The following is a 7,111-nucleotide window of genomic DNA, read 5'->3' as shown; positions in this document are numbered from 1 at the left end:
TCTATATGAGTTTGTGTTTGATCTTTTTTATGTAGTTGTGATTGTTTTTAGGTTATGATTATTATGTTGGTTGTTATTAGCTAATCGAAAATTGTTAGAAGTAGTCTTTTCGTTTGATTTAGTTTATTGGTGTGGGTAATAAAATAAAAGAATTTAAGATTTTCTAAATCAGAATTGAATTGGTTTTACAATTTGACAGATAAGTGGAGAAAGGAGTTGTCGGGATGACAATTCCTTTCGTTTTTCTATTTCTACCGTATTTCTATCCTATTTACGACTATTTATCAGTTTATTCTATTTTATGTATATTTGTTACTCAAACGCTAATATTAAATAACAGTAAGTCTACGTACATACTCTTCAGATCTAAATGACGGTTGTGCTAAATACTTGCCAAGATAACAGATAGGTCTGAGACCTTGACTAATACAAATACATATAAAATTATGAGAAAACTTTTAGTTGCCTTCTCTATAGCATGTCTGGCTTTGTCGGGGTGTGGTGTGGAGAAAAAAGATCAACCAGATCTCACGCAGTATGTGAAACCTAATATTGGTACGGCACATAGTCGTTGGTTTTTCTATACACCGGCATCGCTGCCTTTTGGTATGGCAAAATTGGCACCATCGACCGATGGACATTATGGTAATAAATGGGGATGGGAAGCTGTTGGTTATGACGAACGTCATACATCAATAGAGGGATTTGCCAATTTCCATGAATTCCAGATCGGTGGAGTAGTATTTGCACCTTCAGTAGGTAAATTACAGACTCAACCGGGTATTCTTGAGAACCCCGATGGAGGTTACCGTTCGCGTTTCGATCGTAAGGACGAGTTTGCAACCTCAGGATATTACTCAGTTTTACTGAAAGACTACAATGTAAAGGCTGAACTTACGGCAACCCAAAGAGTTGGTTTTCATAAATATACATTTCCTGAATCGAAAGAATCTAATGTTATTTTTGACATTGGTCACCGTCAGGGAGAGAGTGGGGCAGTAGTAGATGCTCAGGTAAAGTTAACTGATGATGGACGTATTGAGGGTTATGTGACTACAAAACCCGAGTATGTGAAGAAATATCAGGAAGATGCAGTTGTTACCATGTATTTTTCAGCCATTTCCGATAAAGCTCCTGCTAGTTACGGAACGTTTATCGACAGTACTTATACTGCCGATCAGAAAGAGGTTAAAGGAATTGGTGCTGGAATGTATCTTACATACGAAACCGAAGCAAACGAAGCCATTACCATAAAAGTAGGTTTATCTTATACTTCTATTGACAATGCCCGTTTGAATCTTGAAGCTGAGGCAAAAGACCTTACTTTCGATCAGGCAAAAGAAAAAGCATTGGGTACTTGGAACGATTACTTAGGGCGTATTGTAGTGGAAACTACTAACGAAGAAGATAAAATAAAATTCTATACAGGTCTGTATCATGCCCTTCTAGGTCGTGGATTGGCTAATGACGTAAATGGTGCTTATCCTAAAAATGACGGTTCGGTAGGGCAGATTGAATTAAATGCTGATGGGAAACCAAAACACAATCATTATAATACCGATGCTATTTGGGGCGGATATTGGAATCTGACTCAACTATGGGCATTGGCTTATCCTGAGTATTATGCTGATTGGGTGCAAAGCCAATTATTGGTATACAAAGATGCAGGTTGGTTGGGCGATGGTATTGCCACAAGCAAATATGTATCGGGTGTAGGTACTAACTTTACAGGTCTTGCAATTGCTGCTGCTTATAACATAGGCATCCGCGATTTTGATGCAGAACTAGCTTATCAGGCTGCACGCAAAAACGAACTCGAATACGAAGGTCGTATTGCAGGAGCTGGTAAGATGGACGTTGGTGCATTCGTAAAACGTGGCTATGCACCTTATATGGTGAGTAAACCAGGACAAGAGGAGCTTACAACAGAGGGTTCGCCATTCGGAACATCTCATACACTCGAATATTCGTTCAGTGCCTATGCAGTGGCTCAGTTTGCGAAAGCTATGGGTAAAACGGACGACTACGAGCAGTTGATGAAATTGTCGAAAGGTTGGAAAGAAGTATATGATCCATCCGTAAAATTCATGAGACCTAAGAATGAGAAAGGCGAGTTTATCAAAGACTTCGACCCAACTGCCCCTTGGGTTGGTTTTCAGGAAGGCAATGCATGGCAATATACATTCTATGTACCTCACGATGCTGAGGAATTGGTAGAAACTTTGGGTAAAGACGAGTTCAACAATCGATTGGATAGTATATTCACCATCTCTCAGAAAGATATATTTGGAGGAGGTACTAATATCGATGCATTTGCAGGCTTAAAAGGTTTGTATAATCATGGTAATCAGCCTAACTTACACATTTCGTGGTTGTTTAATTTTGCTGGACGTCCCGACCTTACTCAAAAATGGGTTCGCGCTATTTGTGACGAATTTTATGGTGTAGAAGGTATTCACGGATATGGATACGGACAGGATGAAGACCAAGGACAATTGGGTGCATGGTACGTAATGTCTTCTATCGGCTTGTTCGATGTAAAAGGTCTTACTTCGCCCGATCCTGCATTCCAGATCGGAAGTCCGTTATTTGATAAGGTAACTATAAAACTGCCTGAGAATATTCGCAAAGGAGAGTTTGTAATTGAAACTATAAATAATTCGAAGCAAAATATCTATATCCAAAGTGCTACACTTAATGGCAAAGAGGATAACAGTTTAAGACTGCCTTATGCTACATTGGTAAAAGGTGGATTGTTAAAACTGCAAATGGGAGCAGAACCTAAAAAATAAATACTCCTACAGCAAATTTTGCAAGATATATAAGAGCCTCACAATCCATTCGATTGTGAGGCTCTTTTGTTCGAGAGCTACCTCTATCGGATAAGATTGTAAATCTCTCAGCTAATATTGTAGATTGCGATATTAGAACAAATCGCATGATTAGGAATGATATTCTAAACAATGAACAACTTAATTTAAACAAATAACAGATATAGAGCTTTATATTCCTTACAATAGAATATATTGATATACTATTTACTCTCCTCAATAAACAAAGGGAGTGTAACTTAGAGCTGTTGTTGGTGAAAAAAGCGTTTGTAGAAAACAATTGTACGCTTTAAATCGTTATTTTCGTGTAAAATATACCTATATGAGATTAGATACAAATAACATTCGCGAACGCATCAAAGATACGATGATGGAAACTCTAAAAATGGAGTTTATCGAAACAGATGAACCGACTTTGGAAATGACTATGCCTGTCGGTAAATTTAATAGTCAGACAATGGGAGTATTACATGGTGGAGCTACTATTGCTTTAGCTGAAACAGCAGCTGGAGTGGCTTCGAACTTGATGTGCACTGAAGATGAATCGTGCTACGGAATCCAAATAAGTGCCAATCATATATCTTCAGCTCAACAAGGAGAAACGGTAAAAGCTATTGCAAAACCTATACATATTGGACGGTCTACACACGTTTGGGTAGTAGATATAATTTCTTTAACAAATAATCGATTGATCTCTACGGTATCAGTCACCAACTTTGTTGCTAAAAACAAAAAGTAAGGTCGTAGACTTTTTAACTTGGCTATGATAGTTTATGGATCATAAGCTGATAATCCTTACATAAAAAATAAGAGAATCAACTGAGTCGAGATAATCCGAAAGAACATAGTAACGGGATATACAGTTGCGTATGCTACGGCAGGCTCATCACCCTCAACAGTTGTATTTGCATAATTCAGAGCCATTGGGTTTGCCATGCTTCCGCAAAGCATCCCGATGGTTTTTGCATAATCGAACTTCAAAGCTTTTACGGCTATTGTTCCTACAATAAGTACAGGAATTACGGTTAGACCAAAGCCTATTGCTATCCAAAGCAAACCTTCGCCATTCATAAGAGTATCGAAGAATTGTCCACCCGAATCTAAGCCCAAACAAGCCAGATATACAACTATACCCAATTGGCGGAGCATTAAGTTGGCACTCTGTGTTGTGTATGTAGTAATGCGAAAACGAGGGCCGAAAGCTCCCATCAATATCCCTACAATAATAGGACCGCCTGCAATACCCAATTTTATAGGAACACTTATTCCCGGTATAGGAAAAGGTATGGCTCCAAGTAATAAGCCAAGTGTAATACCTATAAAGATGGCTATAAGATTAGGATTTTTAAGCCTTTCAAGTTCATTACCCAATAGTTTGGCAACATTGTCAACAGCTGCTTTTTCGCCTACAATAGTTAGTTTGTCACCTATTTGCAGAGCCAAGTCAGGCGATGCGAGTAGGTCGATACCTGCACGATCGATACGAGTAATGTTTATTCCATATAGATTACGTAGGCGGAGAGCTCCAAGCTTCACACCATTTACTTTGCTGCGTGTTACTATAATTCTGCGAGATACTAAATGGCTGTTGTCTATGTGATTCCAGTCGATATCCTCTTTGTTCCAGTCCACCTCTTCTTGTTCTCCGAATAGAACCTCAACCAATTCTACATCCGATTTTATGGAGATAATCAGCACATGATCATTCAGTTCTAGAGTTGAATCAGAAGCCGGAATGGTTACTTTACCATCTCTCCAAATACGTGATATGATGAATTTACGAGGCGATAACTTCATGATATCCTTTATAGTACGTCCTATAATTGCAGGATTAGTTACCATAAATTCGCCTACATATGTGCTTTTGTCTTTTTTCTCTTTGTTGTTAGAGGTCGCATCTTGCGGTACAAGACATTTACGCATAAATGCAATAGCTAGAATAACGCCTACTACACCTAATGGATAAGCAACGGCACATGCCAAAGCCATATCTGCCAATTCTTTGGAAGAGTTTGGAGAAATTTGTCTCAAGGTTTGTTGTGCAGCTCCCAATGCAGGAGTGTTGGTGACTGCTCCCGATAGAATACCCATCATATTGGGCATAGATATATCGGTGGTGAAATAAATAAGAAAGGTGAGTGCTATACCCAGAAGTACAACTGCCATGGATAGCATATTGAGGCGAAGCCCTCCTTTTTTGAGGGAAGGGAAGAATCCCGGTCCTACCTGTATTCCTAAAGAATATACAAATATAATAAGCCCAAAGTTTTGAGCGAAATATAGCATGTCGCGATTCACATCGAGTCCGAAGTGACCTATGATTATACCCGTAAAGAAGACGAAGGTAATACCCAATGAAATATTGAATATTTTGAGTTTTCCGAGTTGTAGTCCGATAGCCGAAATTACGGAAATCAAGATTACCGTCTGTATCATCGACGGCTTAAAAATGGCATCTAATAACCAATCCATGTCTATATCTAAGTACTATAAATATTTATTGTTATATTCTTTATCTATAAGCATTTTGAGTTTATAGAATTCATATAACAAACAAAGAGGTCTTAGACCTCTAATGTTCGGAGGACAAAGGTATTACTATTATCCGGATTTTAGCAATATGTAAATGAATCTTTTGTTTGGAGAGGTTTTTTTATGAAAATATTATTTATTAAGGTTTTATTGAGGATTAATAGTGTTAAATTGAAAATGTGCAATTATTTTCTTTATTGCATAATATTGCCTCTTGAAAATACTATCCTCAAATCTATTCGTTTCCTGTATTCCTTTGTACATACTATATTGAGCTAATTTTACTTACTTTTGACGCGGAATAATCCTTAACAAATCTTTTAAACTATGAAGAAATCACTCTCTATCTTGGGGATATTTATATCCTCCGTTTTTATTTGTTTTGCACAAGAAGCAGACTTCAAACTCGACAGTTATATAAATCCCGATTTTAAAAGAAAAGAATTAGATTTTAATCTCAATTCAGCAGGTAATTTTTACAAAATGTCAGATTCTAAAAACAATTCCCTAAGTGGAGATATAGGGTTGAGGTACGATTTAGTTAGCAACTCAGAGAAGGAGCAGGCACATACTTTTGGTTCATTTTCGGGAGGAGCAGGTTCAGCAAGCAGAGAATCAGGTAATAGTCGTAATGCGTCCACCGGATTTTCTTTTACAAGAGAAGCTTTTCAATTTTTAAAAGAGAAAACATTCCTCGAAATATCTCCAAAAATCTCTGTTGGGTATCGTTATAATAAGGAAGAAGAGGATCATTATTATTATAACTTCAACGATACAAGTATGATAGCCCCATATTATAGGAAGAACAATAATTTGTCATCAAACATATTATTGAAATTAGGAATAGGTAAAGGGCGTATAGAGGATGTGGGAGACGCTCGTCAAGCCATGTTTATATTACAGGAATTACAGAAAAAGAATCTATTGAAAAGAGTTTTGAGTAATGATGAAGTAAATGCTTTAACAGAGCAGATTACTTTGGTGAAGAACCAACGTTATTATGATTACCGGATACAATTGATAGATGAGATTTCTACGGTTGATTCGTTCCTTGTAGCTAATGATTTTGTAGATAAGGCAAATTCGGCATTGTATTTTACTACTATATACGACAAGTGGGTATACGGAGATCGCGATAGACGCGAAGCCGGCTCTTATATTAAAGGGGGTATTGCTCCCGAATATTCATTCAGTGAAGAAAGACAAGTGTATAGTATAGTGCCAGGACTTTTTACAGGAAGAGGAAAGTATAAGTATATTGATTCTTACTATGGTGCATCGCTGTATGTTGATTATAAATATGAGAAACCTTTAACTTTGACATTACAAAGTTCTTTTAATGCGGGGCTATCATCGGGAATATACAAGAGAAGAGATTATGATAATAATTTGTATAGAACTAACGTAAATATAAACTATACATTGGGCTATTATCCTAATACGCGTACATATGTATCTGGAGGGATTTCTCAGCTTTTATTTTGGGAAAGAATGTCATCAGATTATAATGGTTTTGTAGAAAATAGAAAAGATTGGGTTACAAGTAATACTACGCTTTCTGCAACAGGTTATTATTTCTTATCACCCCAATTGCGTTTATTTGGGCGATGTGATGTTAGTTATCGTGTATATAGTGGGGACTATAATGGTAATACACATGACAGCTATCCTGCAACAAGCTTTCAGTTTGGGTTATCGTATGCTATATTCTAATAATAAAGAGTTATTATAAATATAAAAAAGGCTTC

At 37.1% G+C, this 7,111-nt stretch carries 4 protein-coding genes; 3 read left to right on the top strand and 1 reads right to left on the bottom strand.

Translation table 11 applies throughout. From position 1 onward, the window contains the following. Positions 1-446 precede the first annotated feature (446 nt). Positions 447-2,792 (top strand): GH92 family glycosyl hydrolase, encoded by a 2,346-nt coding sequence (locus tag HGC4_RS00190; protein ID WP_050708098.1) that lies wholly within the window; start codon positions 447-449, stop codon positions 2,790-2,792. 361 nt (positions 2,793-3,153) lie between these two features. Further along, positions 3,154-3,570: a PaaI family thioesterase gene (locus HGC4_RS00185; protein ID WP_050708097.1), complete on the top strand. Its 417-nt coding sequence runs from the start codon at positions 3,154-3,156 to the stop codon at positions 3,568-3,570. Positions 3,571-3,626: 56 nt separating this feature from the next. On the opposite strand, the gene HGC4_RS00180 is transcribed toward HGC4_RS00185, so the two are convergent. Continuing rightward, positions 3,627-5,303: a putative transporter gene (locus HGC4_RS00180; protein ID WP_050708096.1), complete on the bottom strand. Its 1,677-nt coding sequence runs from the start codon at positions 5,301-5,303 to the stop codon at positions 3,627-3,629. Between the two features lie 387 nt (positions 5,304-5,690). On the opposite strand from HGC4_RS00180, the gene HGC4_RS00175 reads away from it, so the two are divergent. Further along, the gene (locus tag HGC4_RS00175) at positions 5,691-7,076 is read left to right on the top strand and encodes a hypothetical protein (RefSeq protein WP_050708095.1); all 1,386 of its coding nucleotides are present in this window, start codon (positions 5,691-5,693) and stop codon (positions 7,074-7,076) included. Positions 7,077-7,111: the final 35 nt, after the last annotated feature.

The organism is Dysgonomonas sp. HGC4 (genome assembly GCF_001261715.1).
Classification (GTDB): Bacteria; Bacteroidota; Bacteroidia; order Bacteroidales; family Dysgonomonadaceae; genus Dysgonomonas_A.
Note: the sequence above shows the minus strand (reverse complement) of the source record. Positions and strands in the feature narration are given on the sequence as shown.

What these genes read in the sequence shown, in the direction of transcription:
- HGC4_RS00175 (WP_050708095.1), top strand. Translation starts at nt 5,691, where the DNA reads ATGAAGAAATCACTCTCTATCTTGGGGATATTTATATCCTCCGTTTTT.
- HGC4_RS00185 (WP_050708097.1), top strand. Translation starts at nt 3,154, where the DNA reads ATGAGATTAGATACAAATAACATTCGCGAACGCATCAAAGATACGATG.
- HGC4_RS00190 (WP_050708098.1), top strand. Translation starts at nt 447, where the DNA reads ATGAGAAAACTTTTAGTTGCCTTCTCTATAGCATGTCTGGCTTTGTCG.
- HGC4_RS00180 (WP_050708096.1), bottom strand. Translation starts at nt 5,303, where the DNA reads ATGGATTGGTTATTAGATGCCATTTTTAAGCCGTCGATGATACAGACG.